19 protein-coding genes are annotated in these 17,334 nt (G+C 70.0%); 4 read left to right on the top strand and 15 right to left on the bottom strand.

All coding sequences use genetic code 11. The features are described from left to right. Nucleotides 1–369 (top strand): aminoglycoside phosphotransferase family protein (locus tag ACLN58_RS08140; RefSeq protein WP_415854763.1); only part of this gene is annotated, 369 nt, incomplete at its 5' end. Nucleotides 370–387: 18 nt separating this feature from the next. Here ACLN58_RS08140 and ACLN58_RS08135 read toward each other — a convergent pair. From ACLN58_RS08135 to ACLN58_RS08125, 3 genes are read right to left on the bottom strand one after another with little or no spacing between them, the layout of a single operon-like run. Continuing rightward, nucleotides 388–1,809 carry a pyridoxal phosphate-dependent decarboxylase family protein gene (locus ACLN58_RS08135; protein ID WP_415854762.1) on the bottom strand — a complete coding sequence of 474 codons (1,422 nt, stop codon included), beginning with the start codon at nucleotides 1,807–1,809 and terminating at the stop codon, nucleotides 388–390. A gap of 42 nt (nucleotides 1,810–1,851) precedes the next feature. Further along, entirely contained in the window at nucleotides 1,852–2,646 is a 795-nt protein-coding gene (locus ACLN58_RS08130) for a sulfite exporter TauE/SafE family protein (RefSeq protein ID WP_415854761.1), read from the bottom strand. 15 nt (nucleotides 2,647–2,661) lie between these two features. Next, nucleotides 2,662–4,464 carry a proline--tRNA ligase gene (locus ACLN58_RS08125; RefSeq protein WP_415854760.1) on the bottom strand — a complete coding sequence of 601 codons (1,803 nt, stop codon included), beginning with the start codon at nucleotides 4,462–4,464 and terminating at the stop codon, nucleotides 2,662–2,664. 178 nt (nucleotides 4,465–4,642) lie between these two features. Between ACLN58_RS08125 and ACLN58_RS08120 the strand changes: the two genes are divergently transcribed. From ACLN58_RS08120 to ACLN58_RS08110, 3 genes are read left to right on the top strand one after another with little or no spacing between them, the layout of a single operon-like run. After that, a complete protein-coding gene (locus ACLN58_RS08120; protein WP_415854759.1) occupies nucleotides 4,643–5,428 on the top strand; it encodes an ABC transporter ATP-binding protein in 786 nt (261 codons plus the stop codon). Further along, on the top strand, nucleotides 5,425–6,180 hold the full coding sequence (locus ACLN58_RS08115) for an ABC transporter permease (protein WP_415854758.1): 756 nt from the start codon (nucleotides 5,425–5,427) through the stop codon (nucleotides 6,178–6,180). The genes ACLN58_RS08120 and ACLN58_RS08115 overlap by 4 nt, the downstream gene beginning before the upstream one ends. 10 nt (nucleotides 6,181–6,190) lie before the next feature. Then, nucleotides 6,191–6,796: a TetR family transcriptional regulator gene (locus ACLN58_RS08110; protein ID WP_415854757.1), complete on the top strand. Its 606-nt coding sequence runs from the start codon at nucleotides 6,191–6,193 to the stop codon at nucleotides 6,794–6,796. Nucleotides 6,797–6,839: 43 nt separating this feature from the next. On the opposite strand, the gene ACLN58_RS08105 is transcribed toward ACLN58_RS08110, so the two are convergent. The 12 genes from ACLN58_RS08105 to ACLN58_RS08050 form a co-directional block, all read right to left on the bottom strand. Continuing rightward, nucleotides 6,840–7,631, bottom strand: coding sequence for a GNAT family N-acetyltransferase (locus ACLN58_RS08105; RefSeq protein ID WP_415854756.1), 792 nt, complete (start codon nucleotides 7,629–7,631; stop codon nucleotides 6,840–6,842). Nucleotides 7,632–7,674: 43 nt separating this feature from the next. Next, nucleotides 7,675–8,841 carry a flavodoxin-dependent (E)-4-hydroxy-3-methylbut-2-enyl-diphosphate synthase gene (ispG, locus tag ACLN58_RS08100; protein ID WP_415854755.1) on the bottom strand — a complete coding sequence of 389 codons (1,167 nt, stop codon included), beginning with the start codon at nucleotides 8,839–8,841 and terminating at the stop codon, nucleotides 7,675–7,677. A gap of 58 nt (nucleotides 8,842–8,899) precedes the next feature. Beyond that, a complete protein-coding gene (locus ACLN58_RS08095; RefSeq protein WP_415854754.1) occupies nucleotides 8,900–9,190 on the bottom strand; it encodes a YciI family protein in 291 nt (96 codons plus the stop codon). Nucleotides 9,191–9,224: 34 nt separating this feature from the next. Then, nucleotides 9,225–10,556 carry a M50 family metallopeptidase gene (locus tag ACLN58_RS08090; protein WP_415854753.1) on the bottom strand — a complete coding sequence of 444 codons (1,332 nt, stop codon included), beginning with the start codon at nucleotides 10,554–10,556 and terminating at the stop codon, nucleotides 9,225–9,227. A gap of 22 nt (nucleotides 10,557–10,578) precedes the next feature. Continuing rightward, nucleotides 10,579–11,781, bottom strand: a complete 1,203-nt coding sequence (dxr, locus tag ACLN58_RS08085; RefSeq protein ID WP_415854752.1) for a 1-deoxy-D-xylulose-5-phosphate reductoisomerase — start codon at nucleotides 11,779–11,781, stop codon at nucleotides 10,579–10,581. Between the two features lie 214 nt (nucleotides 11,782–11,995). Then, nucleotides 11,996–12,754, bottom strand: a complete 759-nt coding sequence (locus ACLN58_RS08080) for a TSUP family transporter (protein WP_415854751.1) — start codon at nucleotides 12,752–12,754, stop codon at nucleotides 11,996–11,998. A gap of 78 nt (nucleotides 12,755–12,832) precedes the next feature. Further along, a complete protein-coding gene (locus ACLN58_RS08075) occupies nucleotides 12,833–13,642 on the bottom strand; it encodes an HpcH/HpaI aldolase/citrate lyase family protein (RefSeq protein ID WP_415854750.1) in 810 nt (269 codons plus the stop codon). A gap of 35 nt (nucleotides 13,643–13,677) precedes the next feature. Beyond that, nucleotides 13,678–14,184: a MaoC family dehydratase gene (locus tag ACLN58_RS08070; RefSeq protein WP_415854749.1), complete on the bottom strand. Its 507-nt coding sequence runs from the start codon at nucleotides 14,182–14,184 to the stop codon at nucleotides 13,678–13,680. Continuing rightward, entirely contained in the window at nucleotides 14,168–14,872 is a 705-nt protein-coding gene (locus ACLN58_RS08065) for a CoA transferase subunit B (protein ID WP_415854748.1), read from the bottom strand. Before ACLN58_RS08065 ends, ACLN58_RS08070 begins: the two co-directional genes overlap by 17 nt. After that, nucleotides 14,872–15,648 carry a CoA transferase subunit A gene (locus tag ACLN58_RS08060; protein ID WP_415854747.1) on the bottom strand — a complete coding sequence of 259 codons (777 nt, stop codon included), beginning with the start codon at nucleotides 15,646–15,648 and terminating at the stop codon, nucleotides 14,872–14,874. The genes ACLN58_RS08065 and ACLN58_RS08060 overlap by 1 nt, the downstream gene beginning before the upstream one ends. Nucleotides 15,649–15,699: 51 nt before the next feature. Continuing rightward, on the bottom strand, nucleotides 15,700–16,875 hold the full coding sequence (locus tag ACLN58_RS08055) for an acyl-CoA dehydrogenase family protein (protein WP_415854746.1): 1,176 nt from the start codon (nucleotides 16,873–16,875) through the stop codon (nucleotides 15,700–15,702). Nucleotides 16,876–16,884: 9 nt separating this feature from the next. Further along, nucleotides 16,885–17,334, bottom strand: a 450-nt coding sequence (locus tag ACLN58_RS08050) for an acetyl-CoA carboxylase biotin carboxyl carrier protein subunit (protein ID WP_415854745.1), incomplete at its 5' end; no start/stop codon positions are given.

Here is a 17,334-nt window from a genome sequence, read left to right as displayed (position 1 = left end):
CTCGGCGCGACCGGCTCCGACGGCAGTGGTGGCGGCGCGGGCTTCCGCGCGATCGATCCGCAGGCGGCCGTCGGCGAGGCCGAGTTCGCCGTGGCCCCCATGCTGTGGAACCGCCTTCCCGAGCTGCGGCACGCCGACGCGCCCCGAGCGCTCCTCGAGCGCTGCCGCGACCTCGCCGAGACGGCGGGCCTCGACCCCGAGGCGGCCCGCGAATGGGCCGTGCTCCGCGAGGTCGAGAACGCGCTGTGGTACGCGGGCAAGCCGGGCCATCGGGGCGACCTCGAGCGGTCCCTGTGGGTCGCAAGCGCCCTGTGCTCGCGGCTCCTCCCGGGCCTGCCCGACGTGCGCGAGCTCAAGCGGCTCGACTAGCCGGACGCGGCCTCTCAGTCAGAGGCCTTGCGTCGCCGCGAGCGCGTCCCGGATCGCCGCGACGGACACCTCTGCGTCCTCCGCGTCGGAGGACCAGTTGGCCACCGAGATGCGCAGCACCACGCGGCCGTGCCAGCGCGAGCCGCTCATCCACACGCGCCCGTCGCGAGCCAGGAAGTCTGCGACGGCGGCCGTGCGCGCGTCGGAACCGAACGCGAGCGTGACCTGGCTGAACACGACGTCGTTGAGCACCTCCGCCCCGGGAAGCTCGCCGACGCGACGCGCGAGCTCCGCCGCGTGCTCCGCGAGGCCCGCGACGAGGGCGTCGACGCCGGAGCGTCCGAGCGAGCGGAGCGCGGCCCACACCGGAACGCCTCGGGCCCGGCGGGAGAGCTCGGGGACCTTCTCGAACGGGTCGCCGGGGCCGTGGTCGCCGTGGGCGTCGTGGACGAGGTAGTCGGCGTGGAGGCCCAGCGCGTGCCGCAGCGCGACGATGTCACGGCACACCACGATGCCGCAGTCGTAGGGCACGTTGAGGTTCTTGTGCGCGTCCGTCCCCCACGAGTCCGCTTCTTCGGCACCGCGCATGAGGTGCTTCGTCGAAGCGGATGCCGCAGCCCACAGTCCGAACGCGCCGTCGACGTGCACCCACGCGCCGCGCGCCCGGGCCACGGCGATCGCCTCGTGGAACGGGTCGAACGCGCCCGAATGCAGGTTGCCGGCCTGGAGACAGACGACGGCGGGGGCGTCACCCGAGTGCTCCCCGTCCGGCCTTTCTTCCGCGAGCGCCGCGGCGAGGGCGTCTGGGCGGATGCGCCCCTGGCCGTCGACGGCGACCGGTTCCGGAGCGCCGAGGCCGAGGAGGCGCAGGCCCATGTCGATCGTGTCGTGCCGCTCCGCGCCCACGAGGACGCGAATCCGCGGCGCCCCCGAGAGTCCGCGCTCGTTGAGGTCCCAGCCCGCGCGTTCGAGGACCCTCCACCGCGCGGCGGCGAGCCCGCTGAAGTTGGCCATGCTCGCACCGGTCGTAAAGCCCACGTCCGCGCCCCTCGGCAGGTCGAGCAGATCCAGGACCCATCGGCCGGCGGCCTCCTCGGCCGCGACCACGGCCGGGGTCGCAAAGCGGAGTCCCGTGTTCTGGTCCCACGCGCTCACGAGCCAGTCCGCCGCCATCGCGGCCGGGAGGGTGCCGCCGATGACCCAGCCGTAGAAGCGCCCCGACGGCATGGCCATGAGTCCCGGCTCGGCCGCTGCCGCGAGGGCGTCCACCGTGGCGGCCGGATCGAGGCCAGCCTCCGGAAGTTCGCCCCCGAAGGCCTCGGCGAGCTCGTCCGCCGTCGTCCGCGGGCCTACGTGCCTCGACGGGATGCTGCCCAGCCATCGCCGCGCGTGCTCGGCGGCCCGGTCCAACGGTGCGGTGTAGTCCTCGGGACGCAGCATGGCTGCATGGTACGCCCGCGGCGTCCCGTGGCTCAGGGTCGGCTAGGCGAAGTTCTCGTTCCAGACGTCGATGCCGAGTTTGACGGCGAGGGCCGCGACGACGGCGAGGAACACCCACCGGATGAACCTGTTCCCGCGCGAGACGGCCATCCGGGCGCCCACGTACCCGCCGGCCATGTTCGCGGCGCCGAGCACTAGCCCGAGGCCCCAGAGGAGCGCGCCGCTCGGGGCAAACAGCAGGAGCGCCCCGATGTTAGTGGCCATGTTGACGATCTTGGCCTTCGCGCTCGCCTCGAGGAACGCATAGCCCATGCCGGACACGAGGGCGATCACGAGGAACGAGCCGGTACCCGGACCAATCAGGCCGTCGTAGAACCCGATCACCGCGCCGAGGCCGCACGCGGCCGCGAAGTGGCGCCGCCCCTTGAGCCGCAGCTCGGTGTACTGGCCGAGCTGCGGCTTGAGGACCGTGAAGATCGCGACGGCGATGATGGCCGCGAGGATGATCGGCTTGAAGACGCGGGCCGGCAACGCTGACGCGAGCGCAGCCCCGCCGAACGCGCCGGCCAACGCCACGATGGCCATCGGGATGGCTGTGCGGAGGTCCGGGCGCACGCGCCGCGCGTACGTGGCGGCGCTCGTGGTCGTACCGAAGACCGAGCCCATCTTGTTGGTCGCGAGCGCATGCACGGGGGTCATGCCGGGCAGGGCGAGCAGCGCGGGGAGCTGGATGAGCCCTCCCCCGCCCACCACGGCGTCGACCCAGCCGGCGCAGAAGCCCGCGAGGACCACGAGGATAACGGTGAGGAGATCGACGGACTCGAGCCCGGACGCCACTCGCTGCTCGCCGCGCTATTCGCCGCGGACGGCGCGCACGACCTTGTCCACGACATCGGCGACCGGGACGTCCTCGGCCGTGCCGGAGCGGCGGTCCTTGACCTCGAGCGTGCCGGTCGCGAAGCCCCTGCCGACCGCGACGATCGTCGGGACGCCGATGAGCTCGGCGTCGCCGAACTTGACTCCGGGGGACGTCTTCGGGCGGTCGTCGAGCATGACCGTGAGGCCGTGCGCCTCGAGCTCGGCGGTGAGGCGCTCGGCCTCCGCGAAGATCTCCTCGCCGCGGCCGACGGCGACCACGTGGACGTCCGCGGGCGCGACGGCGCGCGGCCAGATGAGCCCCCGCTCGTCGTGGTTCGACTCGGCGAGGGCCGCGACGGCGCGCGTGACGCCAATGCCGTACGAGCCCATGGTCACCGTGACCTGCTTGCCGTTCGCGTCGAGCACCTTGAGCTCGAGGGCCTCAGCGTACTTGCGGCCGAGCTGGAAGATGTGTCCCATCTCGATGCCGCGGGCCGTCTCGAGCGGGCCCGAGCCGTCGGGGGACTCGTCGCCCGCGCGCACCTCGGTGCACTCGATGACGCCGTCCCACCCGAAGTCGCGGCCGGCCACGAGTCCGTACACGTGCTTGCCCGGCTGGTTGGCGCCCGTGATCCACGAGCTGCCGGAGACCACACGGGGGTCCACGAGGTAGAGGAGCCCCGACTTGCCGTCAAGGCCCAAGAGCGCGTCGTCCGGGTCGAGGCCCGGGCCGAGATAGCCCTTGACGACAAGGGGCTGGGACTTGAGCTCGTCGTCGTTCGCGGCCTCGAGGCCAATCTCGCCCGCGATCGGCAGGAACGCGCCCAGGTTCGCCTCGACGCGCTTGAGGTCAACGGCGCGATCGCCGGGCACCCCGATGACCACGAGCTGCTTCTCCCCGGTGGGGAGCGTGACGGTGAGCACGACGTTCTTGAGGGTGTCCGCGGCCGTCCACTCGCGCTCGGCGTTCGGGAAGATGGTCTGCGATGCCTCGACCAGCGTCTCGATCGTGGGGGTATCGGGGGTGTCGAGGACCTGGGCGGCCGGCGCGTTCGTGTAGTCGATCGCGCGGGGCACGACCGTCGTGACGGCCTCGACGTTGGCCGCGTAGCCGCCCGGCGAGCGCACGAACGTGTCCTCGCCGATCTCGGTCGGGTGGAGGAACTCCTCGCTCTTCGAGCCGCCCATCGCGCCGGCGGTCGCCTTGACCGGGATGACCTCGAGGCCGAGGCGCTCGAAGATCCGCAGGTAGGCGGTACGGTGCGCGGCGTAGCTCGCGTCGAGGCCCTCGTCGTCGACGTCGAACGAGTAGGAGTCCTTCATGATGAACTCGCGGCCGCGCAGGAGGCCCGCGCGGGGGCGCGCCTCGTCGCGGTACTTGTTCTGGATCTGGTAGAGGCTCAAGGGCAGGTCCTTGTAGGACGAGTACAGGTCCTTGACGAGGAGCGTGAACATCTCCTCGTGCGTCGGCGCGAGGAGGTAGTCCGCTTCCTTGCGGTCCTTGAGCCGGAAGATGCCCTCGCCGTACTCGGTCCACCGGTTGGTCGCCTCGTAGGGCTCCTTGGGCAGGAGCGCCGGGAAATGCACCTCCTGGGAGCCGATCGCGGCCATCTCCTCGCGGATGATCCGCTCGACCTTGCCCAGCACGGCCAGGCCGAGCGGGAGCCACGTGTAGATGCCCGGCGCGGCACGGCGGATGTAGCCGGCGCGGACGAGCAGCCTGTGGCTGGCCACCTCGGCGTCGGCCGGGTCCTCGCGGAGGGTTCGCAGGAACAGAGTGGAGAGTCGCAGGGCCACGCGGGCATCCGTTCTGGGCTGGGCCGGTCTGGCGTGTGGGCAGGAAAAGGTCAGCTACCAATGTATCCCAGCCTGGACGCGACCCTCGCGCGGGCATTGACGGACATACCCCTCCGCCCTACCCTGAATTCATCAAGTGGTGAATTACCAAACGGTGAATCAACTGGGAGTCGATCTCATGTCCCACGTCGCAGTCCCACCAGTCCCACCCCACAGAGACCTGGCCGACCGTCCCGCCGCGGCCATCGAAGCTGACGGGCTCGTCGTCAAGCTTCGCCGCATGGAGGTGCTCCGCGGAATCAGCTTCTCCGTTCCCGCGGGGCGCGTCACGGGGCTCCTCGGCCCGTCCGGGAGCGGCAAGAGCACCCTCATGCGCACGATCATGGGCGTCCAGCGCATCGCCTCAGGGACCCTCGGGGTCCTGGGCCGCCCGGCAGGCACCACCTCGCTGCGCCCCGAGATCGGCTACATGACGCAGAACGCGGCGGTCTACAACGACCTGACCGTTCTCGACAACGTGCGCTATTTCGCGGCGCTGCACGGCAAGAGCCGCACCGCCGCACGCGAGGCGGTCGACGCCGTCGGCCTCTCGGGGCTCGAAAAGCGCAAGGCCGTGGATCTCTCAGGAGGGCAGTTCAGCCGCGTGTCGCTCGCGTGCGCGCTCGTCGGTGAGCCCAGACTGCTCGTCCTCGACGAACCAACCGTGGGCCTCGACCCAGTGCTCCGCGTCGATCTGTGGGAGCGCTTCCGCGCCCTCGCCGATCATGGCACGACGCTCCTCGTCTCGAGCCATGTCATGGAGGAGGCGAGCCGCTGCGACTCGCTCCTCCTTCTCCGCGAAGGCGCCCTCGTGGGCCAGATGACCCCCGACGAACTGCGCGAGCGCGGCAGGAGCCAGGACCTCGAACAGGCCTTCCTGGGTCTCATCCAGTCGGGAACTCCGCGAGAGGAGAGTGTGGCATGAACCTCCGGATGCTCTGGGCCACGACGGCACGGGTTCTCAACCAGCTCCGGCACGACGAGCGCAGCATCGCTCTGATCCTCGTGGTCCCCTCGCTGCTCCTCGCGGTCGTCTACTGGCTCTTCGAGAACGAGACCCTCCCGCCCGGGGTCCCGCACACGTTCAACCGCATCGGGCCGATCATGCTCGCCATCTTCCCGTTCGTGATCATGTTCCTCATCACCTCCATCACGATGCTCCGCGAGCGCACCTCGGGGACGCTCGAGCGGCTCATGACCACGCCCATCCACAAGGCTGACCTCCTGTTCGGCTACGGGATCGCGTTCTCGATCATGGCGGCGCTCCAGTCCGTCATCGCGACGACGGTGGCCTACTGGGTGTTCAACCTCGACATCAAGGGGTACGGCGGGCTCGTGGTGCTCGTCGCGGTGGTCAACGCCGTCCTGGGCGTGTCTCTGGGCCTCTTCTGCAGCGCCTTCGCGCGGACAGAATTCCAGGCGGTGCAGTTCATGCCGGTCGTGGTCATCCCGCAGATCCTGCTCTGTGGGCTGTTCGTGGCACGCGACCGGATGAACGACGTCTTCCACGCGATCTCGGACTGGATGCCGCTCACGTATTCGGTCAAGGCGCTCCAGGAGATCACCGCGAACACCAACCCGACGAGCGAGATGTGGCTCGATCTCTGGATCATGGCGGCCATTCTCCTCGGCGTGCTCATCCTCGCCTCGCTCACGCTGCGCCGGAAGTCGTCATGACGAGCGCACCATGATGGCCCGCCCGCCCGGCGCGTCCGACCGCCGCGCGAAGATCGTCGCCACTGCGACGCGCCTCTTCGCGGACGACGGGTACGACGGCGTGAGCCTGCGCCAGATCGCGCGTGAGGCGGGCGTGGACGCAGCCCTCGTCCACCATTACTTCGCCGGTAAGGAAGACCTCTTCGCCGCCTCGGTCGCGCTGCCGATCGACCCGCAGGTGATCCTCGACGGCGTCGAAGGGCGCGACCTCGCGGAGCGCGGGCGCTTCGTGGCGCACGCGATCGTTCGGCTGTGGGAGGGCCCGCAGCGCCACGCGCTCGCGGCCTTCTTCCGCGCGACCATCAGCTCGACGTCGCGCTCGAGGCTCCTGGCCGACGTCGTGCGACGGCGGATCCTCGCGCGCGTCGCAGAGGGCCTCCCGGGGGACGACGCCGAGCGCGAACTCCGCGCATCCATGGCGGCGACCCAGGTCGTGGGGTTCATGATCGCGCGCTACATCGTGAAGCTCGAGCCCCTCGCGTCCCTCCCCTCAGAGGAGGCGGAGCAGCTCCTCGCGCCCGCCATCCAGCGCCACCTGACGGAGCCGCTGCCCGGGCGTCAGTCCGGAGCCCCCTGAGCCCCTCAGAACAGCGCGGGTCCCTCAGAACAGCGCGGGTCCTTCAGAACAGCACCGTGGCGAAAGTCCCCACGCGCTCGAAGCCCACGCGCTCGTAGCACGCCTTGGCCCGGTGGTTGTAGTCGTTGACATACAGGCTCACCACGGGCGCGAGCTTGCGTGCGAAGCCGACGACGGCGGCCATCCCGCCGTGGCTCAGGCCGAGGCCGCGGTGGGCGGGGTTGACCCACACGCCCTGCACCTGGGTCGCGGCCGACGAAACCGCGCCGAGCTCGGCCTTGAACAGCACCTCGCGGTCCTCTCCGAACCGTGCCATCGAATGGCCCTGCTGGATGAGCTGGCGGACGCGGCGGTAGTAGTTGTCGCTTCCGCCCACGACCGGCGAATAACCCACTTCCTCCTCGAACATCGCGACGCACGCGGGCGCGAGGACCTCGAAGTCGTCGAGGGTCGTGACGCGGACGAGCGGATCCGGGCGGACGGCGGGGCCGCCGTCGATCGCCATGAGCGGCTGGACGGCGCGCACGTCACGCGCGCGCCGACCACCGATGCCGTTGTAGAGGGCGAGAGTCGCCTCGGCTGGCCCGAAGATCGAGGCGAAGCGGCGATCGGCGGAGCGCACGGCATCGGCGAAGGCGGGCGCGTCGTCGGCCGTCATTCCGACCGGGACGATGTTCGCGCCGAGCCAGCACGCGCCCGTGAGCCGCCCGTCGCCGTCGAACGCGCCGAGGATCTCGGCACCGCTCGGGGTCGGCGCCGCCGTGCCCGTGGCGAGCACGTGCGAGGCGATGAACACGTTCGCCACGGGGTCGGCGGCCGCGAGTTCGCAGAGCACGAGGGTGTCCTCGTGCCCAAGCGTGCGGATTGAGGTTCTGCGACTACGAGACGGTGACCACGGGGCCGCCCGCTGCAGCATCTTCGCCATCGGCCTCCCCCATCTCCTCGGCGATCTTCATCGCCTCTTCGATAAGAGTCTCGACGATCTCGCTCTCGGGCACCGTCTTGATGACTTCGCCCTTCACAAAAATCTGGCCCTTGCCGTTGCCGGAGGCCACACCGAGGTCAGCCTCGCGGGCCTCCCCCGGTCCGTTCACCACGCAGCCCATGACCGCGACGCGGAGCGGGAACGTCATGCCGTCGAGGCCCGCCGTGACCTCGTCGGCGAGCTTGTACACATCAACCTGGGCGCGGCCGCACGAGGGGCACGAGACGATCTCAAGGCGGCGCGGGCGGAGGTTGAGCGACTGCAGGATCTGGATGCCCACCTTGACCTCCTCGACGGGCGGCGCCGAGAGGGAGACCCGGATGGTGTCGCCGATCCCCTTCGAGAGGAGGGCACCGAACGCCGTCGCGGACTTGATGGTGCCCTGGAAGGCGGGGCCCGCCTCGGTCACCCCGAGGTGGAGGGGCCAGTCGCCGCGCTCGGCGAGGAGCTCGTACGCGCGGACCATGACGACCGGGTCGTTGTGCTTGACCGAGATCTTGAAGTCGTGGAAGTCGTGCTCCTCGAAGAGGCTCGCCTCCCACACGGCACTCTCGACGAGAGCCTCGGGCGTCGCCTTGCCGTACTTCTGGAGGAGCCGCGCGTCGAGCGAGCCCGCGTTGACGCCGATCCGGAGCGACGTCCCGTGATCCTTCGCGGCCTGCGCGATCTCCTTGACCTGGTCGTCGAACTTGCGGATGTTGCCCGGGTTGACGCGCACGGCCGCGCACCCGGCCTCAATCGCGGCGAACACGTACTTCGGCTGGAAGTGGATATCCGCGATGACCGGGATCTGCGACTTCTTCGCGATGATCGGGAGGGCCTCGGCGTCGTCCGCGGACGGGCACGCGACGCGGACGATGTCGCAGCCCGCGGCCGTGAGCTCGGCGATCTGCTGGAGGGTCGCGTTGATGTCCGTGGTCGGCGTCGTCGTCATGGACTGGACGCTGACCGGGAAGTCGGAGCCGACCCCCACTGAACCGACCTGGATCTGCCGGGTCTTGCGCCGGGGCGCGAGGACCGGCGGCGGGGAGGCTGGCATTCCGAGGCTGACCGAAGTCACGAGAGCTCCTTGTCGAACGGTGTTGCGTCGAGGTGTTGCGGACGAAAGGGGTAGCGACTCAGAAGTGCGCGGCAAGCAGGCCGGACACGGGGCTCCAGGCGGTCGAGGTCAGGCCGGAGATGAGGCCGGCCACCGAGTAGGGGTCCTCGGCGAGGAGCGCCCGGAGCGCCTCGGCGTCGTCGGCCTTGAAGAGCAGGAGCGCACCCGAGCCGTCGTCATACGGGCCGCTCGCGAGCAGCTGGCCCCGGTCGGCGACGCCCGCGAGCCAGCCGCGGTGATCGGCGCGCACCTCGTCGCGGCGCGCGGCGGTCGAGGCGTCATAGAGGTATTCAACGGCGAAGACGGTCATGTCACCAGCCTATCCCTTCACGGACAAGGAACGTTCAGCCGAACAGCTTCACCGGCTTCACGATGTCCGCGTAGATGAGCAGGGCACTCATGACGAGGAGGACGCTCGCGACCGCGTACGTGAGCGGGAGCAGCTTGGCGATGTCGAACGGGCCCGGGTCGGGCCTGCGGCGCCAGCGCGCGATCTGCCGCCGGGCGCCCTCGTACAGCGCGCCGGCCACGTGACCGCCGTCGAGCGGGAGCAGCGGAACGAGGTTGAACACGGCGAGCGCGAGGTTCACGCCGGCGAGGATGCCGAACAGTGTCGCGATGCGGGCGGAGAGCGGGACGTCCTCGAGCGCGGCGACCTCGCCGGCCGCCCGCCCCACTCCCACGACGCTCATGGGACCGTTCGGGTCGCGCGGGGCGCTGCTGAAAGCGGCCTGGCCCACCGCGACGACGCGCGCCGGCAGATTGACGACGACGCCCGTCACCTGGGCGATGTTCTCGCCGACCGCGGGGAAGACGGCCGTGATCGGCTGCGGCGTGAGCGCTTGGCGCGAGCCGATGCCCACGAACCCGGACTCGGTGGTCCTGTAGCTTCCGTCGGCGTTCTTCGCGGGCTGACCGTCGGCGCCGTAGACGGCCACCGTGTTGAGCACGGGGCTAATGGTCAGGTCCACGTCCTTGCCATCGCGCTGCACCGTGATGCCGACCGACCTTCCGGCCGACGCCCGGATCCACGAGGACAGCTGGTCCCAGCCCGTGACCTGCTTCCCGTCGAAGCGGACCACGGTGTCGCCGGACCGGAGACCGGCCGCGGCTGCCGGAGTCTTCGTGCACGTCGACGTGTCCACCGCGGTCTGCTGGTTCGAGGACACCATGCACGCCGAGACGCTCGCGATCTGGTTCGTGGGCTGCGGGATGCCGAAGCCCATGAGCACGATCGCCATGAACACGAATCCGAGGATGATGTTCATCGCCGGCCCGCCAAGCATGACGATGATCTTCTTCCACTCCGGAAGCTGGTAGAACAGCCGCCCGTGATCCTCGGGGCGGACCTCCTCGTGCGCCTGATCGCGCGCGGCCTCCGCGAGCCCCTGGAAGATGCCCGTGCTGGACTGCCGGACGGAACCGTCGCGGCGGTTCGGCGGGTACATGCCGACCATCTGCACGTAGCCGCCCAGCGGAAGCGCCTTGATCCCGTATTCGGTCTCGCCCTTGCGGGTGGACCAGATGGTGGGTCCGAAGCCGATCATGTACCGGGTCACGCGGACGTTGAACAGCTTGGCGGGCAGCAGGTGCCCGATCTCGTGCAGGGCGATGGACACGGCAATGCCCACGGCGACGAAGACGACGCCCAGGACGAAGAGGACGGTGGGGTTCACAGGGTTCCTTACAGCTTGTGGCTCAGCTAGCCAAACGCTCGTGCGCGCGCTTCCGTGCCCATTCCTCGGCGGCCAGGACGGTTTCCACAGACATCTCCGAGGATCCTCCATGCTCCGCGAGGACGGCCTCGACGGTATCGACGATGTCGAGGAAGCCGATGCGGCGCGCGTGGAAGGCCTCGACGGCCTCCTCGTTGGCGGCGTTGAATACCGCAGGATACGTGCTCCCCTGCTTCGCCGCATCCTTGGCGAGCTCGACCGCGGGGAAGGCCCGCGCGTCGAGCGGTTCGAACGTCCATGCCGTGGCTCGGCTCCAGTCGCACGGCTCCGCGGCATGGGCCACGCGGTCGGGCCAGCCGAGTCCCAGGGCGATCGGTAGGCGCATGTCGGGCGGCGACGCCTGCGCGATGATCGACCCGTCCGTGAACTGCACCATCGAGTGGACCACCGACTGGGGATGGACGACGACGTCGATCGCCTCGAGCGGGACATCGAACAGGAGGTGGGCTTCGATGAGTTCGAGGCCCTTGTTGACGAGGGTCGCCGAGTTCGTCGTGACGACTTTGCCCATGTCCCAGGTCGGGTGGTTGAGGGCTTCCTCAGGCGTCACGTCGGCGAGCTCGGCGCGACTGCGGCCCCGGAACGGGCCGCCCGAGGCCGTGAGAATGAGGCGGTCCACCTCGTCCGCGCGGCCCGCGCGGAGGCATTGGGCGATCGCGGAGTGCTCCGAGTCGACGGGCACGATCTGGCCGGCGGCCGCCGCGCTCTTCACGAGGGTCCCGCCCACGATGAGGCTCTCCTTGTTCGCGAGGGCCAGCGTGGCGCCGGACGCGAGGGCGGCAAGCGTCGGGGCCAGGCCGATGCTCCCCGTGATCCCGTTGAGGACGACGTCGGCTGGGCCGCTCGCACCGCTCCACGCGGCGATACGGCTCGAGGCCTCGGGACCCACGAACAGCTCGGGGGCATAGTCCGTGATGCCCGCCGCCGCGGACGCGCCCGCGATGAGATCCCGGAGCTCGTCGACGCTCCCCTCCGCGATTCCCACCGCTTCGGCCCGCGTGTGGACGGCCTGGAGCGCGAGCAAGCCAAGATTGCCGCCCCCCGCGCTGAGCGCCATCACGCGGAAGCGGTGCGGGGCGCCGTCGACGACGTCGATCGCCTGCCGTCCGATGCTTCCTGTCGAGCCGAGGATGATCACGGAACGCTGCTCGGCGGGAGATTGCATGCCACCAGTAAACCGCATGTGGTGGGCCCGGACAGCGCCCCGGACGTCACGCCGAGTGGCCCCAGTTCCGCCGGGTAGCCCCAGTTCCGCCGGTTAGCACCAGTTCCGCCGGTTAGCACCAGTTCCGCCGGCTGGTCGCAGATACGGGGGTTATAGCCCCCGTATCTGATGCGAACCCCCTTTCGCAAACGGCATCCGGCGGATCTGTAGCTCGCTAGGCGGTCGCGGGCAGGTGGCTGATCCCGTTGACGATGGCGAGGGCCGCCCCCGCGTAGGCGATGCCGATGACGAAGCGCCGCACGGTCTCGCCGGCGACGCGGCGGGCAAGGAGGTCGCCTGCCACGATCCCGACGAGCATGCACACGAACACGAGCAACCACTGCCATAGCTCGAGCGCCGGCCAGTGGCCCCCGGTCGCGAAGACCTTGGCGAGGAGGGACGTGGTTCCGGTCGTGATGAAGTACGGCTGGAGGGTCGCGCCGAATCGACGCTGATCCCAGCGGCTGAGCACGGCGTAGGCGGTGACCGCGGGCCCGCCGACGGCCGCAGCGGCGTTCATGAGCCCACTCGAAAAGCCGCTTGCGGCCATGATCCCCAGGCCGTCGACCGGTCCCTCGAGCCGGCGCCGTGCGCGGGCTACGAGCTGAGACGCCACGAGGCCGGCGACGAGGACGAGGCCGATCCCGATCTCGAGGGGCGCCGCAGGGACGTGGCTCGCGAGATACGCTCCCGCCGCGATCCCCGCGAATCCGGGCACGATGAGACCTACGTACCGGCGCCACTCAACGTCGCGCCAGACCCTCGAGAGGATGAGGAGTGACGACGTCGCGCCGCACGCGTTGACGATCATCACGCCGTCGAGCGGACCCAGCAGGACCACGAGAATCGGCGAGACCATGAGCCCGAAGCCGAGCCCGGCAACGCGTTGCGCCAAGGCCCCGGCGACGACGGCGAACAGGACCAGAGCAAACACCCAAGAATCCTATATCCCATTTTGAGGCCGAACCTCCGGTCCCTGCCGAACGCCCGGTCCCTTCCGAACCTCCGGCCGCTAGAGCTCGGCGCTCCGCCCGGCGCGGCGGAGCAGGGCCTCGGCGTGCTGCAGGATCGGCCCGTCGATCATCCTTCCCCGATGCTGGAACACGCCGGTCCCGGCGGCCTCGGATGCCGCGAGGAGCTCTCGTGCGGCGTCGACGGCCTCGGGGGTCGGCTGATACGCCTCCCGCACGGGCGCCACCTGACTCGGATGGATGCACGCCTTGGCCGCGAACCCCGACGCGACGGCGTCCGCCGCCTCGGCCGCGAGCCCCTCGAGGTCCTGGATCGCGGTGTAGACGGCGTCGATGGCCGCCTTGCCGAACGCGCCGGCGGCAAGCAGGACCGTGGACCGCGCGTGCAGCGCGACGGCGCGGTACCCGCCGTCGTCCGCTCGGCTCGACGTCCCGCCCAAGGACGCCACAAGATCCTCGGCACCCCACATGAGCGCGACGACGTTGGGCTCGGCCGCGATGGCCGCGGCGTTGAGCACGCCCGCCGCCGTTTCGCAGAGGGCGACGACGTCGAAGCCCGCCAATCGCCGCAGCTGCGCGGGCGACTCGGCCTTCGCCAGCATGACCGTGCGGTACGGCGTCGCGACGAGGGCGTCCAGGTCGATGTCGAAGTCCGGCGTCGACGCGGCGTTGACGCGCACGATCGTGCGGCGCGGATCGAGCGATGCGACGGTGAGGTGATGCCGGGCCGCTGCCTTCGCGTCGGGGGCGACGGCGTCCTCGAGGTCGAGGATGACGGCGTCGGCCCGCTCGGCGGCCTTCCCGAAGCGCTCGGGCCGGTCGGCCGGGCAGAACAGCAGGGCGGGGCCCATGCTGAAAGGCGCTGGCCGGTCTGATTCTGAGGGCGTCATCGGTGTGCTTCCTTGGTCCACATGAGGCACGAGCGCTTCGCCCGCGCGACGACGACGCCGTCCTGGTTGCGGCCCGTGTGCTCCATGGTCACGATGCCCTGGCCGGGACGCGACGAGGAGAGCCGCTTCTCGACGACGACTGTCTCGGTGTAGAGCGTATCGCCGTGGAACACGGGGTGTGGGAACGAGACGTCGGTCAGGCCCAGCTGGGCCACGATCGTGCCCTGCGTCAGCTGGGCGACGGACTGCCCCACGACGGTCGCGAGCGTGAACATCGAGTTCACGAGCCGCTGGCCGAACGGCTGGCCCGCGCTCCACGCCGCATCGAGGTGGAGGGCCTGCGTGTTCATGGTGAGCGTGGTGAACAGGACGTTGTCCGCCTCCGTCACCGTGCGCCCGGGCCGGTGAGCGTAGACGACGCCCTCCTCGAGCTCGTCGAAGTAGAGCCCTCGCTGCTCGATGACCCGCGGCGCATCCGATTCCGGCTCAGGGCTCGTTGTCATGGATCTCTACCTCGAGCTCGGCGGCGGTCGCCGCGACGACCTCCTCCTCGGTCACGCCCGGGGCCAGCTCGCGCAAAACGAGGACGGCCCCCGCCGGCTTGGCGGGCTCGAGGCCGGCCCCCACGAGGCTGGTCCCGGCGTCGCGCACGACGTCGATGACCCCAAGGTCGGTGATGATGCGGTCAACGCAGCCCTTGCCCGTGATGGGCAGCGTGCACTCGGGCAGGATCTTCGGGTTCCCGTGCTTGTCCGTGTGGTCCATCATGACGATGAGCCGCTTCGCCCCGAACACGAGGTCCATCGCGCCGCCCATCCCCTTGACCATCTTGCCGGGGATCATCCAGTTGGCGAGGTCGCCGTTCTGCGAGACCTCCATCGCGCCGAGCACCGCGACGTCCACGTGGCCGCCGCGGACCATGCCGAACGAGGTCGCCGAGTCGAAGAACGCGGCCCCCTTCTTGATGGTCACGGTCTCCTTGCCGGCGTTGATGAGGTCCGGATCCACCCGGTCTTCGACGGGGTACGGCCCCGTGCCGAGGATCCCGTTCTCGGAGTGCAGCACCACCTCGACGTCGGCCGGGATGTAGTTCGGGATGAGCGTCGGCATCCCGATCCCGAGGTTCACGTACTGACCGTTCGAGAGCTCCTGCGCGACACGCGCCGCGAGCTCATTGCGGGTCCACGGCATCAGGAGGCCTCCTTCGTCTCGGCCACAGTCCTCTTCTCGATCCGCTTCTCGCCCAAGGGGCTGTCGGCGGGCACGTGCACGACGCGCTGGACGAAGATGCCCGGCGTGTGGATGTGCTCCGGGTCGAGCTCGCCCGGCTCCACGAGCTCCTCCACCTCGGCGATCGTGATCCTCCCGGCCATCGCGCACAGCGGGTTGAAGTTCATGGCCGTCTCGTGGAACACGAGGTTGCCGTGGCGATCGCCCTTGAGGGCGTGGACCAGCCCGAAGTCCGGCGTGAGGGACTCCTCGAGCACGTAGTCGGCGCCGTGGAAGGTGCGCACCTCCTTCGGCGAGGACGCCTTCACAACGTTCCCTTCGGCGTCGTACTTCTGGGGCAGGCCGCCCTCTGAGACCTGGGTTCCCACCCCGGCCGAGGTGTAGAAGGCGGGGATGCCCGCGCCGCCCGCGCGGAGCTTCTCGGCGAGCGTCCCCTGCGGGGTGAGCACCACCTCGAGCTCGCCGGAGAGGAACTGGCGCGCGAACTCCTTGTTCTCGCCCACGTACGAGCTCACGGTCCGCCGGATCCGCCCGGCGCTCAGGAGGATCCCGAGGCCCCAATCGTCCACGCCGCAGTTGTTGCTGATGGTCTCGAGGTCTTTCGTGCCCTGCCGGTGCAGGGCGTCTATGAGCCCCACCGGGATGCCGCACAGGCCAAAACCGCCGACGGCGAGCGACGCCCCGTCCGGGATGTCCGCCACCGCTTCCTCGACGCTGGCCACCACTTTGTTGATCACAGAACCTCCATACGGCCGCTTGTCTGACCCGGGCTGCTTTCGTGACCTACGCTACAGCCCGAGCTCGCGCGCGATGAGCATGAGTTGGACTTCCGTGGTCCCTTCACCGACCTCGAGGATCTTCGAGTCGCGGTAGTGGCGGGCGACCGTGAACTCGTTGATGAACCCGTAGCCGCCGAACACCTGCGTTGCGTCGCGGGCGTTGTCCATCGCGGCCTCCCCCGCGACCATCTTCGCGATGGCCGCCTCGGTCTTGAAGGGCTTGCCGGCGAGCATGCGCGCGGCTGCGTCGTAGTACGCGAGGCGGGCCGTGTGGGCTCGGGCCTGCATGCGCGCGATCTTGAACTGGATCGCCTGGTACTTGCCGATGTTCGAGCCGAACGCGCTGCGTTCCTTCGCGTACTTGACGGAGAGGTCCACGCAGCCCTGGGCGGCACCCGTGCCGAGCGCCGCGATCGCGATGCGGCCCTCGTCGAGGATGGACAGGAAGTTCGCGTACCCGCGGCCGCGCACGCCGAGCAGGTTCTCCTCGGGAACGCGCGCGTCCTTGAACGAGAGCGGGTGTGTGTCGGAGGCGTTCCAACCCACCTTGTTGTACGGCTTCTCGGCCCGGAACCCGGGGGTCCCCGCGGGGACGATGATCGTGGAGATCTCCTTGCGGGTCCGGCCATCGGGCCGGGTCTCAGTGCCCGTCACGGCGGTGACGGTGACGAACTTCGTGATAGCCGTACCGGAGTTCGTGATGAACTCCTTGGAGCCGTTGATGACCCATTCGCGTCCCTCGGCGCCCTCCTCGAGCCGCGCGTTCGTCTTCGTGCCGCCCGCGTCCGAGCCGGCCTCGGGCTCGGTGAGGCCGAAGCCCGCGAGGGCGCGCCCGGCGGCGAGCTCGGGCAGCCACGTCTCCCTCTGCTTGTCGGTGCCGAAGCGATAGATCGGCATGGCCCCGAGGGATACGCCCGCCTCGAGCGTGATCGCGACCGACTGGTCCACGCGTCCGAGCTGCTCGAGCGCGAGGGCGAGGGCGAAGTAGTCGCCGCCCATGCCGCCGTACTCTTCGGGGAACGGAAGCCCGAAGAGGCCCATCTCCCCCATCTGGGAGACGATCTCGTAGGGGAAGCTGTGCTCCTCGTCGTGCTTCTGGGAGGCGGGGGCGACGACCTCGTCGGCGAACGCGCGAACGGTCTCGCTGAGCTCCCGGTAGTCGTCGTCGAGCTGGAAGTCGACCATGGTGGCTCCTTAGGTTTCTTTCGGGCTTGTTGTGGCCGGGCCAGTTGTGGCAGGGCCTGACTCTGTGGGGACTACCGTCGCGACGACTTGGTCAGCCTTGACGAGCGAGCCGATCGAGACGTGCAGCTGGACGGTGCCCGCGAGCGCGGCGACGAGCTGGTGTTCCATCTTCATCGCCTCGACGCTCACGAGCGGCTGGCCCTCCTCGACGGCCTGGCCCGGGGCCACCGCGACGGAGACGACCGTTCCCGGCATGGGCGAGCGCACCTCGGGCGAGGCCTCCCCCGCGTGATGGTGAATGCCGTCGAGCACGCGCCCGAGCCGCTGTGTACGGTCAAGCACGGGCAGCGCGACTGACCATCCGCCGTCGCCCACGAAGAGGGTGCGGCCAGCGCCGCCGTCCTCGCCGCTGACGGCCCACGCGTAGCGGTAGGGCTCGCCGTCCAGCTCGAGCGCGGC

The sequence above is a fragment of the Sinomonas sp. G460-2 genome, from assembly GCF_047759905.1.
Classification (GTDB): Bacteria; Actinomycetota; Actinomycetes; order Actinomycetales; family Micrococcaceae; genus Sinomonas.
This window is presented reverse-complemented; position numbering and strand designations above follow the sequence as displayed.

Excerpts from the sequence above, each read along its gene's own strand:
- ACLN58_RS08135 (WP_415854762.1), bottom strand. The coding sequence starts at position 1,809 with ATGCTGCGTCCCGAGGACTACACCGCACCGTTGGACCGGGCCGCCGAG.
- ACLN58_RS08120 (WP_415854759.1), top strand. The coding sequence starts at position 4,643 with ATGTCCCACGTCGCAGTCCCACCAGTCCCACCCCACAGAGACCTGGCC.
- ACLN58_RS08115 (WP_415854758.1), top strand. The coding sequence starts at position 5,425 with ATGAACCTCCGGATGCTCTGGGCCACGACGGCACGGGTTCTCAACCAG.
- ACLN58_RS08110 (WP_415854757.1), top strand. The coding sequence starts at position 6,191 with ATGATGGCCCGCCCGCCCGGCGCGTCCGACCGCCGCGCGAAGATCGTC.
- ACLN58_RS08095 (WP_415854754.1), bottom strand. The coding sequence starts at position 9,190 with ATGACCGTCTTCGCCGTTGAATACCTCTATGACGCCTCGACCGCCGCG.
- dxr (WP_415854752.1), bottom strand. The coding sequence starts at position 11,781 with ATGCAATCTCCCGCCGAGCAGCGTTCCGTGATCATCCTCGGCTCGACA.
- ACLN58_RS08075 (WP_415854750.1), bottom strand. The coding sequence starts at position 13,642 with ATGGGCCCCGCCCTGCTGTTCTGCCCGGCCGACCGGCCCGAGCGCTTC.
- ACLN58_RS08070 (WP_415854749.1), bottom strand. The coding sequence starts at position 14,184 with ATGACAACGAGCCCTGAGCCGGAATCGGATGCGCCGCGGGTCATCGAG.
- ACLN58_RS08065 (WP_415854748.1), bottom strand. The coding sequence starts at position 14,872 with ATGCCGTGGACCCGCAATGAGCTCGCGGCGCGTGTCGCGCAGGAGCTC.
- ACLN58_RS08055 (WP_415854746.1), bottom strand. The coding sequence starts at position 16,875 with ATGGTCGACTTCCAGCTCGACGACGACTACCGGGAGCTCAGCGAGACC.